Origin of the sequence: Oceanicola sp. S124, from assembly GCF_000220565.1 — a bacterium.
GTDB lineage: Bacteria > Pseudomonadota > Alphaproteobacteria > Rhodobacterales > Rhodobacteraceae > Pseudooceanicola.
On record NZ_AFPM01000323.1, the window covers coordinates 20,689 to 39,230 of the forward strand.

Annotated in this window: 19 protein-coding genes; 17 read left to right on the plus strand and 2 right to left on the minus strand. The window is 64.7% G+C overall.

The window, feature by feature from the left end; all coding sequences use genetic code 11:
- The first annotated feature begins 40 nt into the window (after positions 1-40).
- The 17 genes from OS124_RS0122140 (at position 41) to OS124_RS26300 (ending at position 16,412) form a co-directional block, all read left to right on the plus strand.
- Positions 41-556: a phage virion morphogenesis protein gene (locus OS124_RS0122140; protein WP_010142213.1), complete on the plus strand. Its 516-nt coding sequence runs from the start codon at positions 41-43 to the stop codon at positions 554-556.
- A gap of 143 nt (positions 557-699) precedes the next feature.
- Positions 700-1,743, plus strand: coding sequence for a phage protease (locus OS124_RS0122145; protein ID WP_010142214.1), 1,044 nt, complete (start codon positions 700-702; stop codon positions 1,741-1,743).
- On the plus strand, positions 1,743-2,201 hold the full coding sequence (locus OS124_RS0122150) for a hypothetical protein (protein WP_010142215.1): 459 nt from the start codon (positions 1,743-1,745) through the stop codon (positions 2,199-2,201). Before OS124_RS0122145 ends, OS124_RS0122150 begins: the two co-directional genes overlap by 1 nt.
- 13 nt (positions 2,202-2,214) lie before the next feature.
- Positions 2,215-3,108, plus strand: coding sequence for a Mu-like prophage major head subunit gpT family protein (locus OS124_RS0122155; RefSeq protein ID WP_010142217.1), 894 nt, complete (start codon positions 2,215-2,217; stop codon positions 3,106-3,108).
- Between the two features lie 75 nt (positions 3,109-3,183).
- Positions 3,184-3,597, plus strand: a complete 414-nt coding sequence (locus OS124_RS0122160) for a hypothetical protein (protein WP_010142218.1) — start codon at positions 3,184-3,186, stop codon at positions 3,595-3,597.
- A gap of 135 nt (positions 3,598-3,732) precedes the next feature.
- A complete protein-coding gene (locus tag OS124_RS0122165) occupies positions 3,733-4,161 on the plus strand; it encodes a gp436 family protein (RefSeq protein ID WP_010142219.1) in 429 nt (142 codons plus the stop codon).
- Positions 4,161-4,592: a phage tail terminator protein gene (locus tag OS124_RS0122170; protein ID WP_010142220.1), complete on the plus strand. Its 432-nt coding sequence runs from the start codon at positions 4,161-4,163 to the stop codon at positions 4,590-4,592. Before OS124_RS0122165 ends, OS124_RS0122170 begins: the two co-directional genes overlap by 1 nt.
- The gene (locus OS124_RS27665) at positions 4,589-4,732 is read left to right on the plus strand and encodes a hypothetical protein (protein ID WP_168161504.1); all 144 of its coding nucleotides are present in this window, start codon (positions 4,589-4,591) and stop codon (positions 4,730-4,732) included. The genes OS124_RS0122170 and OS124_RS27665 overlap by 4 nt, the downstream gene beginning before the upstream one ends.
- A 3-nt stretch (positions 4,733-4,735) precedes the next feature.
- On the plus strand, positions 4,736-5,668 hold the full coding sequence (locus OS124_RS0122180) for a phage tail tube protein (RefSeq protein WP_010142221.1): 933 nt from the start codon (positions 4,736-4,738) through the stop codon (positions 5,666-5,668).
- A 15-nt stretch (positions 5,669-5,683) separates the two neighbouring features.
- On the plus strand, positions 5,684-6,013 hold the full coding sequence (locus OS124_RS0122185; RefSeq protein ID WP_010142222.1) for a hypothetical protein: 330 nt from the start codon (positions 5,684-5,686) through the stop codon (positions 6,011-6,013).
- Between the two features lie 116 nt (positions 6,014-6,129).
- Positions 6,130-6,360 (plus strand): DUF1799 domain-containing protein, encoded by a 231-nt coding sequence (locus OS124_RS28100; RefSeq protein WP_272941960.1) that lies wholly within the window; start codon positions 6,130-6,132, stop codon positions 6,358-6,360.
- Positions 6,357-8,819, plus strand: coding sequence for a phage tail length tape measure family protein (locus tag OS124_RS0122200; RefSeq protein ID WP_010142224.1), 2,463 nt, complete (start codon positions 6,357-6,359; stop codon positions 8,817-8,819). Before OS124_RS28100 ends, OS124_RS0122200 begins: the two co-directional genes overlap by 4 nt.
- Positions 8,816-9,235 carry a hypothetical protein gene (locus OS124_RS0122205; RefSeq protein ID WP_010142226.1) on the plus strand — a complete coding sequence of 140 codons (420 nt, stop codon included), beginning with the start codon at positions 8,816-8,818 and terminating at the stop codon, positions 9,233-9,235. The genes OS124_RS0122200 and OS124_RS0122205 overlap by 4 nt, the downstream gene beginning before the upstream one ends.
- On the plus strand, positions 9,232-9,756 hold the full coding sequence (locus tag OS124_RS0122210; RefSeq protein ID WP_010142227.1) for a hypothetical protein: 525 nt from the start codon (positions 9,232-9,234) through the stop codon (positions 9,754-9,756). Before OS124_RS0122205 ends, OS124_RS0122210 begins: the two co-directional genes overlap by 4 nt.
- Positions 9,753-10,184: an NlpC/P60 family protein gene (locus OS124_RS0122215; RefSeq protein WP_010142228.1), complete on the plus strand. Its 432-nt coding sequence runs from the start codon at positions 9,753-9,755 to the stop codon at positions 10,182-10,184. Before OS124_RS0122210 ends, OS124_RS0122215 begins: the two co-directional genes overlap by 4 nt.
- A complete protein-coding gene (gpJ, locus tag OS124_RS0122220; RefSeq protein ID WP_010142229.1) occupies positions 10,181-13,510 on the plus strand; it encodes a TipJ family phage tail tip protein in 3,330 nt (1,109 codons plus the stop codon). The genes OS124_RS0122215 and gpJ overlap by 4 nt, the downstream gene beginning before the upstream one ends.
- Positions 13,511-13,520: 10 nt before the next feature.
- Positions 13,521-16,412 carry a sialate O-acetylesterase gene (locus OS124_RS26300; RefSeq protein ID WP_010142230.1) on the plus strand — a complete coding sequence of 964 codons (2,892 nt, stop codon included), beginning with the start codon at positions 13,521-13,523 and terminating at the stop codon, positions 16,410-16,412.
- A gap of 300 nt (positions 16,413-16,712) precedes the next feature.
- Here the strand turns inward: OS124_RS26300 and OS124_RS0122230 are convergent, their stop codons facing one another.
- Positions 16,713-18,017 (minus strand): TRAP transporter large permease, encoded by a 1,305-nt coding sequence (locus OS124_RS0122230; protein WP_010142231.1) that lies wholly within the window; start codon positions 18,015-18,017, stop codon positions 16,713-16,715.
- 15 nt (positions 18,018-18,032) lie between these two features.
- Complete coding sequence (locus tag OS124_RS0122235) at positions 18,033-18,542, minus strand: TRAP transporter small permease (RefSeq protein WP_010142232.1); 510 nt, start codon at positions 18,540-18,542, stop codon at positions 18,033-18,035.

Below are 18,542 nucleotides of genomic sequence, written 5' to 3' on the forward strand. Positions count from 1 at the left end.
GCCTCGACGCTGGCCCCCGCCGCCAGAGCTCGATCTGCCCATGATCCAGGTTGAACTCCAGGATGCCGAAGTTCGAGCTCTCCTGGATGGGCTCGCGGCCGCCTTGACCGACATGTCCCTGGTCATGGGAGAGATCGGTGAGGCATGGCTCGCATCGACGCAGGATCGCGTGCAAGCCGGGCTGCAGCCGGACGGGACGCCGTTTGCTCCGCGCTCGCAAACGACGATCGACCGCTACGCCAAAACAGAACAGTCCTACGGCAACCCGCTGAACACCAGCGGTGTGATGCGAAGCCAGATCCATACCTCGCACGGCGCCGACTATGTCGAGATCGCCTCGAATGCGATCCAGGCCGCAGTCATGCAGTTCGGTGCCGAGGCCGGTGCCTTCGGTGCCAGGATGGGCAAGAACACCAAGGGCCGAAGCTATTTCTTCTCGATCCCCTGGGGCGACATCCCGGCCCGGCCCTTCCTGGGCATCTCGGATGATGACCGCGAGATGATCTCAGAAACCGTCGAAGAATGGCTCAGGCGGGTCGCAGACAAGGGCCAGTAACGGCCCCTTTAACACGGGGTCTCGATGATGCTGGAACGCTCGCCCGGATTGCTCTACTCATGAGGGCATAGCCAACATGATCCTGTCGCACCCGCAATCCCTTGCGGGTGTTTTCGTATCTGGCGCATCGCGATGATGCTGGCATGGAAAACGCCACCGCCACCCTTGCCGCCATCGAACTGCCGCGTCCTGCCGAAGGGGCGACGGTTCCGGAGTGGATCCAGCTCCTCCCGAAGGGGGAGGTGCAGGCTCGTGACGGTCGCGGCCCCTGGCACTACCAGGACGCCAAGGCGGTGATCGAGACCAGCTTCTCGACCCGCCGCAAGATCCACATCGACGAAAACCACTCGACGGACACTGCCGCGAAGCTTGGCATGTCCGCCCCGGCGCGCGGCTTCATCACCGAGATGGAGGAGCGCGACGATGGGATCTGGGGGCGTGTCGACTGGACGGAGAGTGGCAAGACGCTCCTGGCAGATCGCGCTTACTGGGGCATCTCCCCCGTCCTCTCCTACGACAAGAAGACCGGCAAGGTGTCCGCGATCGCGCGTGCCGCCCTGACCAATGACCCCGCCCTGCGCGAGCTTCTCGCGCTCAACAGCACGGAGACCAACCACATGTTCGCAGCGAAGGTCGCGAAACTGCTCGGCCTCTCGGAAGACGCTTCCGAGGACGAGATCATGAAAGCCCTCGGCGCCCGCCTGGAGAAAGTCGGTGAAGGCGAAGAGATGCTGTCCAGCATCGGCACGGCCATGGGCCTCAGCGGCGAGCTGACCGTCGCCACGCTGGTCGCGACGGCCAAGGGGCTGAAGTCGGCCGGCGGCGAACAGACCGAAGCGCTGGCAACGCTGCAGGCCGAGGTGAAGGCCCTGCGCGAAGGCAACGCCCGCAAGGCGGCCGAGGATTTCGTTGACGGGGCAATCCGTGACCTGCGTGCCGGCGTCAAGGCCAGCCGCGAGGACTACGTGACCCTGCATATGGAAAGCCCCGATCGCTGCCAGAAGCTGATCAACGGCCTTCCGAAACTCGACCGCAGCACCACCACCGTGACGCCGCCCGTGCCCCGCGCCGATGGTGAGGTCGCGCTGAGCAACGACCAGGCCGCCGCCGCGCGCCTGATCGGCGTCGATCCCAAGCTCTACGCTGAAACCCTGAAGGCCGAAGCGGCCGCCAAGGAGACCGTCTGATGGCCCCCCTTACCGCAGATCGCAACACGCCTCGCTACGAGGGTGACACCCGCCACGGCCCGCTGGCGGCCTCGGTCAAGGCCTACGCCGGAGCCCTGCTGATGCGGAACGCCGCCGGTTACCTGGTTGCCGGGCAGACCGCGACCGGCCTGGTCGGCGTCGGCCGCTCGGAGGCCCAGGTCGACAATGGCGTTGGCTCGGCCGGCGACCTGTCCGTGGCCTACCGCCCCGGCTGCTTCCGCTTTGCCAACTCTGCCGCAGCGGACGAGGTCACCATCGCCGACATCGGCGAGCTGGCCTACGCGGTCGATGACCAGACCGTGGCCAAGACCGACGGCACCGCTTCCCGCTCGCCCGCCGGCATCATCGAGGACGTCGACGCCCAGGGCGTCTGGATCCGCCTGGATGAAGCCCTGACCAAGGCCGCAGCCACCGCCGCTGCCGCAGCCGCAGCCTGACGAGGACCCCACCATGCTTATCAACGCCGCAAATCTCGACAGCCTGCGCGTCGGCTTCAAGACCTCCTTCCAGGGCGGCCTGTCCCAGGCCTCCACCATGTGGGACCGGGTCGCCACCGAGGTGACCTCGACCCAGAAGGAGCAGAAGTACGGCTGGCTCGGCAAGATGCCGAATGTCCGCGAATGGATCGGCCCGCGCGCCGTTCAGAACCTCGCGCAGCACGACTACGCCATCAAGGAAAAGCCCTGGGAACTGACCATCGGCGTCGACCGCGACGACATCGAGACCGACAACCTCGGCATCTACGGCCCGCTGTTCACCGAAATGGGCCAGTCGACCGGCTCGAAGAAGGACAGCCTGGTCTACGAGCTGCTGAAGGCCGGTTTCACGACCGAATGCTATGACGGCAACTACTTCTTCGACACCGACCACACGGTGCTCGACGAGGCAGGCGAAGAAACCTCGGTCAGCAACACCGGCGGTGGCGCTGGCACGCCCTGGTTCCTGCTCTGCACCAACCGGGCACTGAAGCCGGTGATCCTGCAGAAGCGCAAGGACTTCGAGTTCGTCGCCAAGGACAAGGTCACCGACGACAACGTCTTCAACAACAAGGAATTCGTCTACGGCGCCGACGCGCGTTTCAACGCGGGCTTCGGCTTCTGGCAGATGGCCTACGGCTCCAAGCAGACCCTGAATGCCGCTGCCTATGGCACGGCACGGGCGGCGCTCAGTGGCATGAAGGGGGACTATGGCCGTCCCCTGGGCCTGATGCCGAACCTGCTGGTCGTGCCCCCGTCGCTGGAAAGCGCCGGCCGGAAGATCCTGAATTCCGAGCTGGGGACCGGTGGCGAGACCAACGAGTGGAAGGGCACCGCCGAACTGCTCGTCGTGCCCTGGCTGGCCTGACGCCGCAGACGAAGCGGTCAGTTTACCGAGGGGCCGGTCCGGCCGGCCCCTTTTGTAAGCTGACAGGAGAGCAAAGTGACCGACAAGAGCGCAGAACGCATCGATCTCGAAGAGCGTGCCAAGGCTGCCGGCGTGAAGTTCGCCGGCAACATCGGCGATGAGAGCCTGAAGGAACGGGTCGAGGCGGCCGAGGCCGCCGCCAATACCGCACCGGGGACGTCCGACCAGGAAAACCCCGTGGGGTCCACGGAGCAAGTGGTTTCGGATGAGGGCCCGGTACTGGCGGAGGTCCAGACGGCCCCCGCCACCGAAATCCCGCATGTTCTGGTCATCTCCGGCCCGGCGCGCGGCTTCCGTCGTGCAGGCCGCCGCTTCGGCCCCCAACAGGTCACCATCCCGGTCAAGGACCTCAGCGACGACGCCTACACCGCGCTGCTCTCCGAACCGGCCCTGACGGTCGTCGAGCTGGGCAAGCCCCAGGGCGACTGATCCCCGGCGGGAGGCCGGCGGGCAGCGGCCGGGATGGGCTCCGAGCCGTGAGAGACGACAGCCCAGCTCCTTCGGGGGCCTGCCCGGCGGCGGGCGATCGCCGCCGGGACCCTCGCAGCCAGGACCCGCACGACCATGACCTACGCCACCCTCGACCAGCTCACCGACCGTTTCGGCAGCGAGATGCTCGTCAGCCTTACCGATCGCGCCACCGTGCCGACCGGGGAAGTTGACGTGGATGTGGTCGATCGGGCCCTGGCCGATACCGATGCGGAGATCGATGGCTTCCTGCGTCCCCGCTACGTGCTGCCCCTGGCCGAGGTGCCGCCGCTGATCGCGGACCTGGCGCTGACCATCGCGATCTACAAGCTGCACCGCTATGCGCCGGATCCGAAGATCGCCGAGGACTACAAGATGGCCCGACGCTCCCTGGAAGGGATTTCCAAGGGCGCAATCCGGATTCCGGCTGAAGGCGTCGAGCCCGAGGCCTCCGACACCACCGGCGCACGTATCACCGATCGCGAACGGCCCTTCACCGAGGCAAACATGAAGGGCTTCATCTGATGCTCGACCTTGTGATCGACCGGCTGAAGGCAGAGGTCTCGACGCTCGAAGGGCGGGTCGAGGGCGCTGCCAGCTTCACCAGCCTCATGGAGCGCAACGCGCTGCCCCAGGTGACGCCCGCCGCCCATGTCCTTCCCCTGGGACTGACAGGCGGACAGGCCCAGGCGGCGACCGGGATGTTTACCCAGCTGTTCACCGAGGCCGTGGCCGTGGTCCTCACGATCCGCGGCCATGACCAGACCGGCGCCCGCGCGCTGTCCAGAGTCGATCCCCTGATCCGGTCGGTCATTTCGGCAATCGCCGGATGGGAACCCGATGACGAGATCGGAACCTTTCAGCTCCGGCGCGGTGCCCTCGTCAGCATCCGGGCCGGCGCGCTCGTCTACCAGCTCGATTTCACGATCACCGACCAGTTGAGGATCCCGACATGACCAAGAAGCCGCTCCCCCAGTCCGGTGGCAGCTACAGCCGCGATGAGGCCGGCAGCCTCAAGCAGGAGGTGGCCCCGACCAAGGAAGGGACCACGAAGAAGACCACCTCGCGCAAGACCGCGACGAAGAAGGAGGGCTGATAGATGCCCATCAAGTGGAAGTCGAAGATCCTGCTCGCGAAGATTGAGGACACCTACGGGACCGACCCGGCGCCGACCGGCGCGCTAAACGCGGTCCTGGCGAATGACGTTCGCCTGACGCCGATGGAAGGTTCGGACGTCGACCGCGACCTCGAAACGCCCTGGCTGGGCGCCTCCGGCACGATGCCGGCCGAGCTTCACGCCACGCTGAACTTCAACGTCGAGATGGCCCCCTCCGGTGCCGCCGGCACAGCACCGGCCTGGGGTCCGCTCCTGCGCGCCTGTGCAGTGGCCGAGACGATCGAGGCCGGGGTATCCGTCACCTACAACCCGGTGAGCGATGACCACGAAAGTATTACGATCCACCTCCTGATCGGCTCGACCCGCTACGTCCTTCTCGGCACGCGTGGCAACTGCACGATCCAGCTCGATGCCCAGGGCATTCCCTATCTCGCTTTCGAGTTCACCGGGCTCTTCACCCAGCCCTCCGAACAGACCCGGCCGACGGTTGCGCTGGACGCCTACAAGAAGCCCCTGCTGGCGACCTCGACGAACACGCCGACCTTCCAGATGAACGGTACGGACTTCGTGGCGCGCAGTTTCCGGATGAACCTGGGCAACAGCGTCGAGACCCGTTTCCTGATCGGATCCGAAGGCGTGCTGATCACCGACCGGTCGGAGACGATCGAGACGGTGGTCGAGGCGCTGGCCCTGACGAGCTTCAACCCCTTCGCCCTGGCCGCCGCCCAGACCGCCGTGGAAGTCGACCTGGTGCATGGTGTGACCGCCGGCAGCATCGCCGCGCTGAACGTGCCCGGTGCCCAGATGCAACGCCCGCAGGGGCTGGAGAACAGCCAGAACATCAAGGAATGGCCGCTGCGCCTCGTCCCGCTGCCTGTCACCGGCAACGACCAGTGGACCCTGACCCTCACCTGATCCCACGGAGCCCTCATGTTCAAGATCAATGCCGCCCCCGAGTTCACCCACCCTGTCGTCGTGATGGTCCCCCAGGATGACGGCCACCGTGAGGAGACCTTCAAGGCCCGCTTCAAGGTGCTGCCGGACGACGATGTCGATGGCTATGACGTGTCGACGAAGGACGGGCTGAAGGAATTCCTGCGCCAGGTCTGGCTCGGGGCCAGCGACATCCAAGACGATGACGGCCAGGCTGTCGCCTGGTCGATAGACCTGCGCGACCAGCTGCTGGGCCTCCCCTACGTGCGGCTCGCTCTGCTGCGTACCTACATGTCGGCGCTGACCAAGGCCAAGGCGGGAAACTAAGGGCGGTCGGGCGGGCCTGGGCGGAGGGCCGGCTCGGCCAGGAAAGCGCTGAGGACGCAGAGGAAGACGCGGATCTCTGGGGCATCGATCTGGAGGTCCTGAAGCCTGCCAAAGATATCTTCGAGATTTGGTCCGCGCATCTGCCAGCCCTCCAGACCTTCCTGGCGATCTGCACGCAATGGCGGGTCGCGATCGGGATGTCCGGCATGGTGACCGTCGGGCTCGACTACGCCTCGGCCGAGGCTGGTCTTCGTCTCTCGGGCGACGTGCCACCGCCTTCGGTCTGGTCGGACCTGAGGCTGATTGAAAGCGGAGCGCTGGAAGCGCTGAACGAGGACCGGAAATGACAACGGCACTCTCCATCCTGATCCGGGCCGATGGAAAGGCGGCCCAGGCGGAGCTGCAGAAGCTCTCGGCAAGTGCCGACAAGGCCGGCCTCTCAGTGCAGTCGCTCGGGAAGAAGGGCACCGCCACGGATGCCGAGATCGCAGCGCTGAATGCGGAGCTCGCAAAGGCCTCGGCCCAGGTCGAGGTGCTGACCAGCTCCGAGGCCAAGGCCGTCGCCCAGATGGCGCAGATGCAGGCGCAGGTCGACCAGATAAACGCCAGGTTCATGGGCATGAACCGCAGCGCCCCCATGGCCGCTGGCAGCATCAGCAACCTCACGGCACAGTTCAACGACCTTGGCGTCATGCTCGCGGCTGGCCAGAACCCGTTTCAGCTTGCGATCCAGCAGGGTACGCAGATCACCCAGGTCATCGGTCCGATGGGGGCGCGTGGTGCTGTCCGTGCTCTGGGCACGGCCTTCCTGTCCCTGCTGAGCCCCGTAAACCTCGTCACACTCGGCGTCATCGCCGGCGGCGCTGCGCTGGTGCAATGGGCGTTCAAGGTCGAAGACGCGGAAGAGAAAACCCTGACTTTCGCCGAGAAGGTGGACGAGGCGGCCGCTGCAATCGGTCGGGCAGAGCAGGCAGCGGCCTTTGCCAGCATGGGCGGCCTGGAAGACATGCGGGCCAAGTACGGCGAGATCTCCGACCAGGTGCTGGCCCTGTCGGAACGCCTCTTCGACATCGAACGCCGCGCGGCCGTCGCCAAGGTTTCGATCGTCCTGGATGATGCGACGGGCGAAAAGTTCGACACGGAGATCGAGCGGATTGCCGGGGCCGTGGGCGCGGCCCTGGCCGGCGCCGGCAGCCAAGCCAATGCTGAGCAGCTGGAGCTGGCACGGAAAAACCTGCGCGACATCGAGGCCGAGATCGCCACGATGAGTTTCGCAAACCAGTTCACAGGCGACCTTGAGAAACAGGCTGGGATCTATCGAAATGAGATTGCTGCTCTAGAGGGTGACTTGGGCAACATTGGCGCTCTCGCCCAAGACCTCTCGATTTCCCCGGACTTTGCGCGTGAGATCGCGGAGATTCGCGCGTCGATCAGCGAAGCGCTCTCCGCTGGCGACCTTGGGGCAGTTGCCGACCAGATTGCCCGGATGCAGGCCGCCCTGAAGGAAAGCGGTGCGACGATCGATCAGGACGTGGCTGACGGCCTCACCCGCGCCGAAGACCTGGCACGTCAGGCGGCCGCGCAGTTGGCCGAAGGCAAGGCAAATGCCGAGGGTCTGGCGAACGCCGGCATGGCCTCGGCGATCTCGGCCGCCCGGTCCGAAGCGTCCCGGCTTGCCGACGAGCTGGTCCGCGCCTTCGAGGCCTCCGCCTCGCTCTCGGCCCAGGGAGTTCGCTCCGTCGAGGAGGCGCAGCTCCGTCTCGACCTGGCCAATGAACCCGTTGAGCTTGCCCGGCAGCTCGGTGTCCGGCAGATGCAGCAAACGCAGGGCGTGCGTCGCGAAGGTGCCACCGGAGCCGAACTGGCCGCGCTCGATGCTGAAGCCGTCGCCTACGGCAACCTCATGGCCCAGGAGGCCGAGCTCAATCAACAGCGCTCGGAGCGCCTGAAGAAGACCAGGAGCAGCGGCGCTGAAACCGATGCGGTTCGCAAGCTCATCGAGCAGGAGCAGCTGCAGCTCGACCTTCTGCGCGAGACTGACCCCGTCCAGAAGGAGATGATCCGCAACCGAGAAACCCTGGCGTCGGCCACCGAAACTGAGCGCGCAGAGGTGGAAGCCCTGATCCGCACCAGGATCGAAGAGAACGACGCCCTGACCTCGCTGACACAGCAGCAAGAGTTTTATGCGCAGACGGCATATGACGCGATCGATGGCTTGGTCTTCCGCGGGCAGTCGCTCGCCGACACCTTTGCGAGTGTAGCCGACATGATCGGCCAGGCTGTGCTCAAGGCCGCCCTCCTGGGCGAGGGTCCGCTGGCTGGGATGTTCGGGACCAGCTCGGGTGGTGGCTTGCTGGGCACGCTCTTCTCTGGCCTGACAGGCGGGCTTCAGGCCCGCGCAGAAGGCGGATATGTCCATGGTCCCGGCGGGGCCAAGTCCGATGATGTGCTCATGTGGGCATCGGCAGGCGAATACGTCATGAACGCCCGCGCCACGCGCCAGAACCGCCACCTGCTTGAATCGCTGAACGCCGGAGGCCTTCCGGCCTTTGCGCAAGGTGGGTTGGTCGGAGGTGCAGGCGCCGCGAGCGGGTCTCCCCGCCTCGTCATGCCCGCACCGATCATCAACAATTTCGGCACCGACGACGTCGACGTCGATGTCCAGCCCGACAGCAAAGGTCAGCCGCAGCTGGTCATGACCGTCGGCCGGCAGGCCGCAGCTGCAGTCGCTCAGCGTGGCAACCCGCTGCGCCGGACCATGCAGAATGAGTTCGGCCTGCGACCGACGACGAGGAACCGGGGATGATCATGACCTGGCCCACCTCTCTGCCGCGCCCGGAGCGCACATCGTTCCAGAGGCAGCGTCAGGACGCCCGCCGTCGCCGCCAGAGCGAAGCCGGCCCGCCCGCCTATGGGCGCCGTTTCTCCAGCGCGGCGACCATGGTGACGCTCTCGGTGCTGCTCACCAGGAGCCAACGCGAGGTCTTCGATACCTTCTATGTCGAGGACTGCCTCGACGGTTCCCGCCTGTTCAGGATGCCCGATCCGACGACTGAAGGCTGGCCGCTGAAAGACCCCTCTGGCGCCCAGCTCTATGACGAGAGCGGCGCCCCTCTGCTCATGTCAGGCAGCTGGCTCTGCGCCTGGGGAGATCAGCCCCCACGCGAGACTGTCCTGGGCATCGAGTTCCGGAAATCCTTCAACATCGTGGTGATGCCATGAGACGTGTCAGCCTCAACGCCCGCCAGGCGCAGGACAGCGTGACCTCGCAGGAGATCGAGGTCGTGTTGTTCGAGATCACGCATCCAGATCTGGATGAGGTGATCCGGCTTTCCACGGATCCGACCGAGAAGCTGAGCGAAGACCCCTATCTCATGGGTACGCGCTCGACCTGGCGCGGCGCCGATCCTGCGACCGAGCCCTGGCTCTGGATCGTCGCCTCGACCCTGCTGCCGTCCGATCTGGAGGATGCGCCGGCGAGCTCGACCCTGGTCCTGGAGAACCTCGACAGTGACATGGTGAGCCTCGTGCGCAGCATCTCGACCCCGCCATCGGTCAACATGGCCGTTGTCCTCGCCGACAGCCCAGACGTCATCGAGGCCGAGTACCTGGACCTGCAGATCGTCTCGGCCGACATCGATGCCGGCGAGATCGTCTTGTCGATCAGCCGCGACGAGATCGAAGCCGAGCCTTTCCCGTCCGGCCGCATGACGCGCGAAAGCTTCCCGGGGTTGTTCCTATGAGCTGGTCGAACCGCTTCATCGGTCTGCCCTGGCAGGAGTTCGGGCGTGGCCGCTCTGGTGCCGATTGCTGGGGGCTGGCCTGCGTCATCTACCAGGAAGAGCTCGGCATCAGCCTGCCGGACTACCTCGGCTATGGCTCGGCCGAGGAGCTTGGCGAGATCTCTGCCCTGGTCGACGGGGCATTGAACTCGCCGCTCTGGCTTCCGACGGAAGGGCCGGCCATCGCCTTTGACATCGCTGTGTTCCGCCGCGGGCGCCTCAGCTCGCATATCGGCATCGTCGTTCGCCACGGCCTGATGATCCACATGGAGGGCGAGGATGCCGCCAAGCTCGCCGACTACACCAGCGGTGCCTGGAAGCACCGTTTGACGGGGCATTACAGGCACTTTGAACGGCCTGTTCAAATCGTCTCGGAGGCCGCCCGATGAAGGATCTCCAGACCCCGGTGCTGGCACTCCCGCACTTCGACCCTCAGGCCCGACGCATCGCGCGTGAGCTTCCCGCCGGCATGAGCCTCGCAGAGATCGTGAGGGTGACGCTACCGATGCTGCCCGAGGAAGACCTCCGGCAGTGCCGGGTTGCTCTCGTGACCCCACAGGCCTCCGAGGTCATCCTGCCGGAGCACTGGGCGCGTGTCCGCCCACGTCCGGGCGTCCACGTCGTCATTCGGGTGATCTCGGACAAGAGCGCCTTGCGCTCGATCCTCAGCGTTGTGGTCGCGATCGCGGCCGTCGCGGCGGGGCAGTACTGGGCCATCGGGGCGATCGGGTCGAGCACCTTCGCAATCTCTTCGGCCCTTATCACCGCCGGGATCACGGTAGTCGGCAACCTCCTGATCAACGCTCTCATTCCGCCCGTGAAACCCGACGATCGGGACGCGGAAAACCGCTACGCGATCAGCGGCTTCAGAAACACCCTCGATCCAGACGGCGCGGTGCCCATGGTGCTGGGCCAGATCCGCTATGCTCCGCCCTTCGCCGCGCTCAGCTACTCCGAGATCGTGGGCGACTGGCAGTACATCCGGACCGCCTTCAACTTCGGCGAAGGTCAGGTCGGGATTTCGGACATCAGGATCGGTGAGACCTCCATCAGCGAGTTCACCAACGTCGAGACCGAGACCCGGGCCGGTCTCGCTGGCGACCTGCCGCTGAGCCTGTACCCCCAGCAGGTCGCCGAAGAGGCAATCTCGGTCGAGCTGACCCGGCCGCTTCCCCGCGATGAGCTGGGCGAGATCATCGAGGATGATCCCTCGATCGAAACGCCCGTGGTGCGCACCACGGGTGCAGATGCCGCCGGCGCGTCGGTGATCCTGTCTTTCCCCTCCGGCCTGGTGCGCTTCAACGATGAGGGGAAGAAGCGGACTGAGGAGGTCGCCGTTCGGATCGAACATCGCCTGGCGGAAGCCGAGGAATGGCAGGAAGTGGAGACCCTCGAAATCCGCGGCCAGAAGCTGGAGAGTTTCTATCGGCAGCACACCTGGACCTTCCCGAGCCGGGGGCGCTGGCAAGTGCGCCTCATCATGCTGACCGATGAGACGACCGACAGCCAGCGCCAGCGCCGCTGCACATGGGCAGCGCTCCATACCCTTCGCCCGGAGTATCCGCTGAACTACCCCCGGCCCCTGGCGCTCATCTCGGCGCGCATCAAGGCCACTCACCAGCTTTCCGGGGCGCTCGACAACTGCTCGGCCTTCGTCCAGCGGATTTGCCTCGACTATGACAGCGCGACCGGCACCTGGATCGAGCGGGCGACCTCGAACCCGGCGTCCCTCTATCGCTACGCCTTGCAGAGCCCGGCGCAGCAGAGGGCCGTTGCAGACGCCGGGATCGACCTGCAGCAGTTGGAGGAATGGCACAACTTCTGCAGGCTCAAGAACCTGAAATATGACCGCGTGCAAGACAAGGTGCAGACGCCCCTGCGCGAGGTGCTGACCGAGATCGCGGCAGCCGGGCGGGCGACGCCGCGCCACGACGGGGTCAAATGGGGGGTGACGATCGACCGCGCTCAGGATCTGGTCGTGGATCACATCAGCCCGCGCAACAGCTGGGACTTCCGCTGCACCCGGACGTATTTCACGCCGCCCCACGCTTTCAAGGTCAAGTTCCTGGATGCGACCAATGACTTCAAGCCGGCCGAGCGCATCATCCGCTGGCCGGGCTACGAGGGAGAGATCCTCACCACCGAGGGCCTGGAGCTGCCGGGCAAGACCGACCCCGACGAGATCTGGATCGAAGCCCGCCGGCGCATGTACGAGGCGATCTACCGCCCCGACGTCTACCAGGCGACCCAGACCGGTCACCTTCGAACCGCGACCCGTGGCGACAAGGTCATGGTCAGCCACGACGTCCTGGACAAGTTCCAACGGGCCGCCCGGGTGAAGAGCATCGTCGGGCGCCTGGTCGAACTGGATGAGCGGATCTCGATGCAAGCCGGGGAAAGCTATGCCATCCGATTCCGCGTCTTTGCCGACGAGGAAGACACCATCGGGCAATCCGTGGTGCGGACTGTCCGCACCGACGAGAACGCCCGGTCGGTCATCTATGTCCAGGGCGAGGACAGCATGCCGACCGCAGGGGACCTGGTTCATTTCGGTATCGCCGGCGTCGAGAGCTTCCCGGCCATCGTGAACCGGGTCGAAGCCACCGAGGACGGGCACTCGATCCTCTACATGCTGGACGAGGCCACGATCATCGACGAACTCCTCGATGCCGATACCGTGCCGGCATGGTCCGGGCGCGTCGGGGCCGAGATCGATGAGAACCTCCTGCAGCCGTCGGCGCCCCGTTTCGTCTCCGTGGCGACGGGAATCTCGGGGACCGGCAGCGCCAACCTGGTCGAATACCTCCTGGAGCCCGGCAGCGGCGCCGTCGCCACGGCCGAGTACGAGATCTGGCACCGGCTGACGTCCTCGGGTGAATGGACCGAGGTGACCGTGGCTGTGGCCACCGGCGGCGGAACCCTCACGAGCTATTCTGCGGGCAACACGATCGAGCTGCAGGCACGAGGGATCTCCTCCACCGGTCAGATCGGCCCCTGGACCGGGACCGTCGTAGTCGTGGTCGGAGAAGCTGATGCGGATATCCCCGCTGCACTTGACGACGACGCGATCGACATCACCACCCTCCTGGGCGGGGCCCTGATCCAGGTGGCCACCGGCACCGACACGGCCACGACGGGCTTGCAGGTCTACCGGTCGCAAAGCGCCACGCTCGATCGGGAGACCGATGCGGCTGGCGCACGGATCGCGGTCACGCCGCTACAGAGCTACTCCATCACCCTTGGCGACACTACGCGGGAGGAACTGGTCACCGGCGGCAATATGGATACCGCCGCGAGTTGGACGGCCGACGCCAACTGGGCGATCTCCGGAGGCGTTGCGCAGCACACGGCCGGTGCAGCAGACACCGTCTCGCAGGCCTTCGAAACCACCGCCGGCAAGTGGTATCGGATCAGCCATGACGTCTCGGGTCGCACCGCCGGCACCGTCACGCCACGCCTGACCGGCGGCTCTGTCCGGGCAGGCAGTCCCGCTGGCGCCGACGGCCAGTTCGCTGACCGGATCCAGGCAACGACCGGCAACGACACGCTGTCCTTCCTGGCATCTGCCGACTTCAACGGGGCATTGGACAACCTTTCCGCCTACCTCGAAACCGACGCCTGCCTTGCACAGGGGGCGCATTTCATCTGGATCGAGCCACAGAACGAGGACGGTCTGCCCGGCCCCGTCAGTGGCCCGTTCCTGATCACCATCTAGGAGCGCATTGATGGCTGATGACGGACTGACCACCGGTCAAATCCCCACGACAGAACTGATCGACGATCTCGTTGGGAACCGTGAGGGAGGCGTCAGGAGGATCTTGACGGAGCACCTTGCCGCGCAACTCGCAGAAACCGGCGCCATGGCGGCGAAGTTCTCCGAGCACGAAGACCAGGTCGATCAGGCGGTCACTGACGCTGAAGAGGCAGTTTCGGACGCGCAGCTCATCAAGGATTATATCGGCGGGGCAGTGTTCCCGATCGGCGCCGTGGCGATCTTTCCCGTCGACAGCATGCCTTCGACCTTCTTGGCGATGGAAGGCCAGGCTGTCACCTCAGACTATCCGGATCTGCGCCAGCTCCTCATTGATGGCGGGTCGCTCTGGGGCACCGACGGCAGTGGCGATCCCTTGCTGCCTGACACGCGCGGCGAGTTCATCCGAGGCTGGGACAATGCACGCGGTGTCGATGTCGATCGCGATCTCGGGTCGTCGCAGCTGGATCAGATGCAGCGCATCACCGGGTCCTTCGTCAACCGCACGAACAACACGGGGATTTCCGGAGGCGCTTTCACCACCTCGTCGACGAGTGAAACCTCACGGCATGAAGGTTCCGGCGCCGGCGTTCAGACGGTCTCCTTCGACAGTGGAGACAGCCCCGAAGCCCGTGTTGGCGACGAGACACGCCCGCGCAACATCGCGATGATCTACGCGATCAAGGCCTTCCACGCCTATGCCGATCTGACCGGAAAGCTGATCGACCCGGCCACGGTCGAGGAGACGACCCAGCTGAAGTTGGAAGCGATCTCAGTGTTGGAAAGCGCAGAAGAGGCGAGAACAATCGCTGAAGCTTCGGCAGATCAGGCCGCGATCAGCGCGAACATCACGTATTTCCCTGCCGACGAAACCGCGCGCTTGGCGCTGTCTCCGTCGTCCGGAGAGCGCGCTTTCCAGCAGGATGCTCAGCAGATCTACGAATGGAACGGGTCGAGCTGGGATGGGCCGTACGACACGGGGCTGAGCTCGAAGACTAGTCTCGATTTTTTCACGCAAATCACTGGCGACTTCCAAGACTTCGGCGGCTCCATGTTCACGGGTAGCACGGTGGTTGGCGGGAACTACTATGTTCTGGCGGATGAACTGGACATCGGCACACCGGCTGAATTGGTAATCGGTGCCTCCGGCGCAGGGACCATCATCTTGGCCTTTGTCGCAGCACCGGACGGGACAGACAGCGGAGATGCCTACACGCTTGTCGACAGCACAATCACCCTGGACGTCGTGGATGGAGTGAACACCATTTCTCTTCTGGATGTTGAGGGCGTACCGGACATTGAAAGCGCGGGGCACTATTTCGCCGTCAAGAGCGGCACGGCAGATGTCAAGCTTGAGCAATCGTACAGTCCTGGGACGCCGTACAAGAGCATAGGTTCCATAGCGTCGGGCACGTTCGGGGCGGGGACCGGCGTCGCCGGAGACCACATCAACGCGCGGCTTTCCGTCATGCCGCCGGCTTCAATCCGCAGCAGCCTCGCAGTCGCTCTCGGCAAGAAAATGGACAGTGCAGAGTACGAGCAGCGCGCTGGTGCATGGGACTGGGGCACACTTGACGACTTGAGCGATACAGGCAGCGATGACGACATGCCGGACCGGACGTTTGTCTTCCCCGCGGCGTTCGAACAGGCCGTTCGTGTGCAGTATTTCACGCTCTACGCGCGCGCAGCTGGAACCGTTAGCCTGCGCAGCTTCTCTTTGAGCGGCAGCACCTACACCCAGACGAACGAGGTCACGGTGACCGTGCCGGGCTCGGGGGTTCAGACTATCTATCTAGATGAGCCCCTGGACATCGCCGCAGGTGAGCATTTCGGTTTCTATGGCTCTGTCGGGACCATGGTTTACGACGGCGACGGGCGGACCAGCGACTTCGGTGGATACCACTACGCAACAGGCGATAAAGCGACATTCACAGACGCCAACGTCCGGCCCTCTTATCGTTTCCTTGTTCGCCTTGGCCTGATCACAGGCGGCCCTGATGGATATCTTCTCGACCTTGATCGTCGCATTGGCGTGATCGAGGCACTGGATGTCCCATCTATCGAGGAGCGCGTTGAAACGCTGGAAGCTTCGGGCGGAGCTGACTGGGACGATACGACCGGCTTCATCATCGTTTGGGGTGTCGGGCAGTCCAACATGGCGGGCCGAGCCGAGGACGCCACTGCCTACACCGTCCCCTCTGGTCGCGGGTATATGTTCAAGGCCGGCACCGGCCTTGTCGATGTAGAGGAGCCGACAGGGAATGATGGCACGACCGAAGGGTCGCTTGGGTCCGCGCTTTGCTATGCGGTCCTGTCGGCCACGAATGGGCGTATAGGCGTGATCTTCATCAACACTGCCGTCGGCGGCACCGGCATTGTCAGCAATTGGGGCGACGGGCAGACGGTTTGGAACAACGCAAAGTCGCGGTTCACCAACACGCTGACTGAGATTGAAATGCTAGAACTGAATGTCGTCGGATGCATTGGTGCAATCGTCCAAGGCGAGACAGATGGCGACAATAGCATGAGCGCTACCGACTATGAGAACGGATTTCTCGACCTTCTTTCCCGGATGCAGGCACACACGGGCATGGGGGAACGGTTCAAACTGGTAATGACCCAGACGGGCACAAAAAGCACCGGGGACACAACCGGATATGCGACGATAAGGCAGGCGCAGGCGAACCTTGCGATTGCTGGAGATGTACTCATGGCGCACAGCGGCGCGAAGTACTTTGCTGGCAGGGGATTGATGAGCGACACGTTCCACTACACCGCTGCCGGGTATGACGAAATCGGTTTGGCCATGGGTGAGGCTATCGCTTGCTACGGTATCGGGTCGCGTCCGACAGGGTTGAGCGAGTGAACATCGGCCAACAGCACTAAGCTGCGGTTCCCTCTGGTACTGCCGGACGGGGGCACCTCCTTCACGGTCCGGCTGGACGGAGAGGACGCCACAGGCATCGAGGTCGCGCGGGTGAGTGTCCACGAAGCCTTTTGAACCGATTGTCTAGGAGTGAAGGCGCCCATAACGCGCGACCTTGAAACCGCCATTGAAACGAAAGTCATCTGCTGCAACTTTCAGTGTCGCGCACTGCAAAATTGCGTGTCGCGCTACATTAGGGCAGCCGAAAGGGGGCCGGATGGTGCGGCCCCCTTGGACGGCTCAGAGCATGCCGGCGGCGCGTGGCAGCCACAGGACGATATCCGGCACGAAGGTCAGCAACAGCAGGATTGAGATCAGGATGGCGAGGAAGATCCAGACCTCGCGGATCATCTCTGCGACCGGGATGCCCGTCAGCGCCTTGATGATGAACAGCAGGATGCCGTAGGGCGGTGTGATCAGCCCGATCATCATGTTGAAGACCAGCACCACGCCGAGGTGCGTCAGGTCGACCCCGAGTGCTGCGGCGGTCGGGATGAACAGCGGTGTCACCACCAGCATGATGGTCGAGACATCCAGGAAGCAGCCCATCAGCAGGTAGAGCAGGTTCAACAGCAGCAGGAAGTGCAGCATGTTGAGGTCCATGCCGTCGAAGACGGCGAAGACCGCCGCGGGCACGCGCTCGACCGTGATGACGTAGTTGAAGATGAAGGCGCCGCAGAGCACGATGGTGACGACGGCGGTGGTCTTCATGGTCGAGACCACCACGTCGAAGAAGCTGCGCCATCCCATGACGCGATAGGCGAAGACCGCCAGCAGCAGGGCGTAGAAGGCCGAGACGGCCGCGGCCTCGGTCGGCGTGAAGACACCCGAGTAGATGCCGCCCAGCAAGATCACCGGCATCAGCAGGGCGGGCAGGGCGCGCAGGAAGATCAGGGGGAAGGCGCGCCACGGGATGGCCTCTTCAACCGGGAAGCCGCGCAGCCTGGCCATGACCATCACGGCCACGCCCAGCACCACGACCAGGATCAGTGCCGGGACCACGCCGCCGAGGAACAGCGCGCCGACGGAGGTCGAGGAGATCAGCGCGTAGAAGACCATGGGGATCGAGGGCGGGAAGATCGGCCCGACCACGGCAGAGGTCGCGGTGATGGCGCCGGCGAAGCCGCGCGGATAGCGGCCGTCCTTGGTCATCATGTCGGTGATCACCTTACCCACGCCCGCCGCATCCGAGATGGCCGAGCCGGACATGCCCGAGAAGATCAGCGAGGTCAGGATATTGACCTGCGCAAGACCGCCCGGCACCCGGCCCACGAGGGCCAGCGCGAAGCTCAGCAGCCGGTCCGAGACCTTGCCTGCGTTCATGATGTTGGCGGCGAAGATGAACAGAGGTACGGCCAGGGCGACGAAATTGCCGAAGACCCCGTTCAGCACGTTCTCGGCGGCCAGGCCGATGTCGCGCCCGGCCATCAGCAGGTAGAAGATGCTCGAGACGATCATCGCGATGCCCATGGGCAGCCCCGCGACGGTGATGCCGATGAGCAGGAAGATCATCAGCAGAAGCGCATTATCCGCGAAAAATTCCATGGAAGTTCTTTCAGGTCAGAGAGCGCCGCGCCAGTTCGGACCCAGAAGGCGCAGCAGGCGGGCCAGAAGCTTCACCGAGAAACCGACCACGAAGAGGATGTAGCAGCCGTAGATCCAGTGCATCGGCAGGCGCAGCACCGGGCTTTTCTTGCGGGTGAGGAAGTCGAGGTAGTCCAGCGTCGGCAGGATCAGCAGCCCGAAGGCGATTAGCGCGATGACGGTGACCCCGAGCGCCATGATGCGGCGGGTCCTGGGCGAGACCACGTCGTAGACCACGTCGAAGGTCACATGTTCGCGGATCGGCACGCAAAAGGCGACGGCCCAGAACACGGTCCAGATGAAGGCGATCATCACCACCTCTTCCGTCCAGATCAGCGGCGTGCCGACCACGTAGCGGAAGAAGACCTGGACGATGAAGCCCGAGAAGGCGATCAGGAACATTACCACGCCGACGGCATCGGCCACCCGCGAAAGCAGGTGGCCGATCTGTTCGACACGGCTGTCGGGGACAGACTGGTCAGTCAC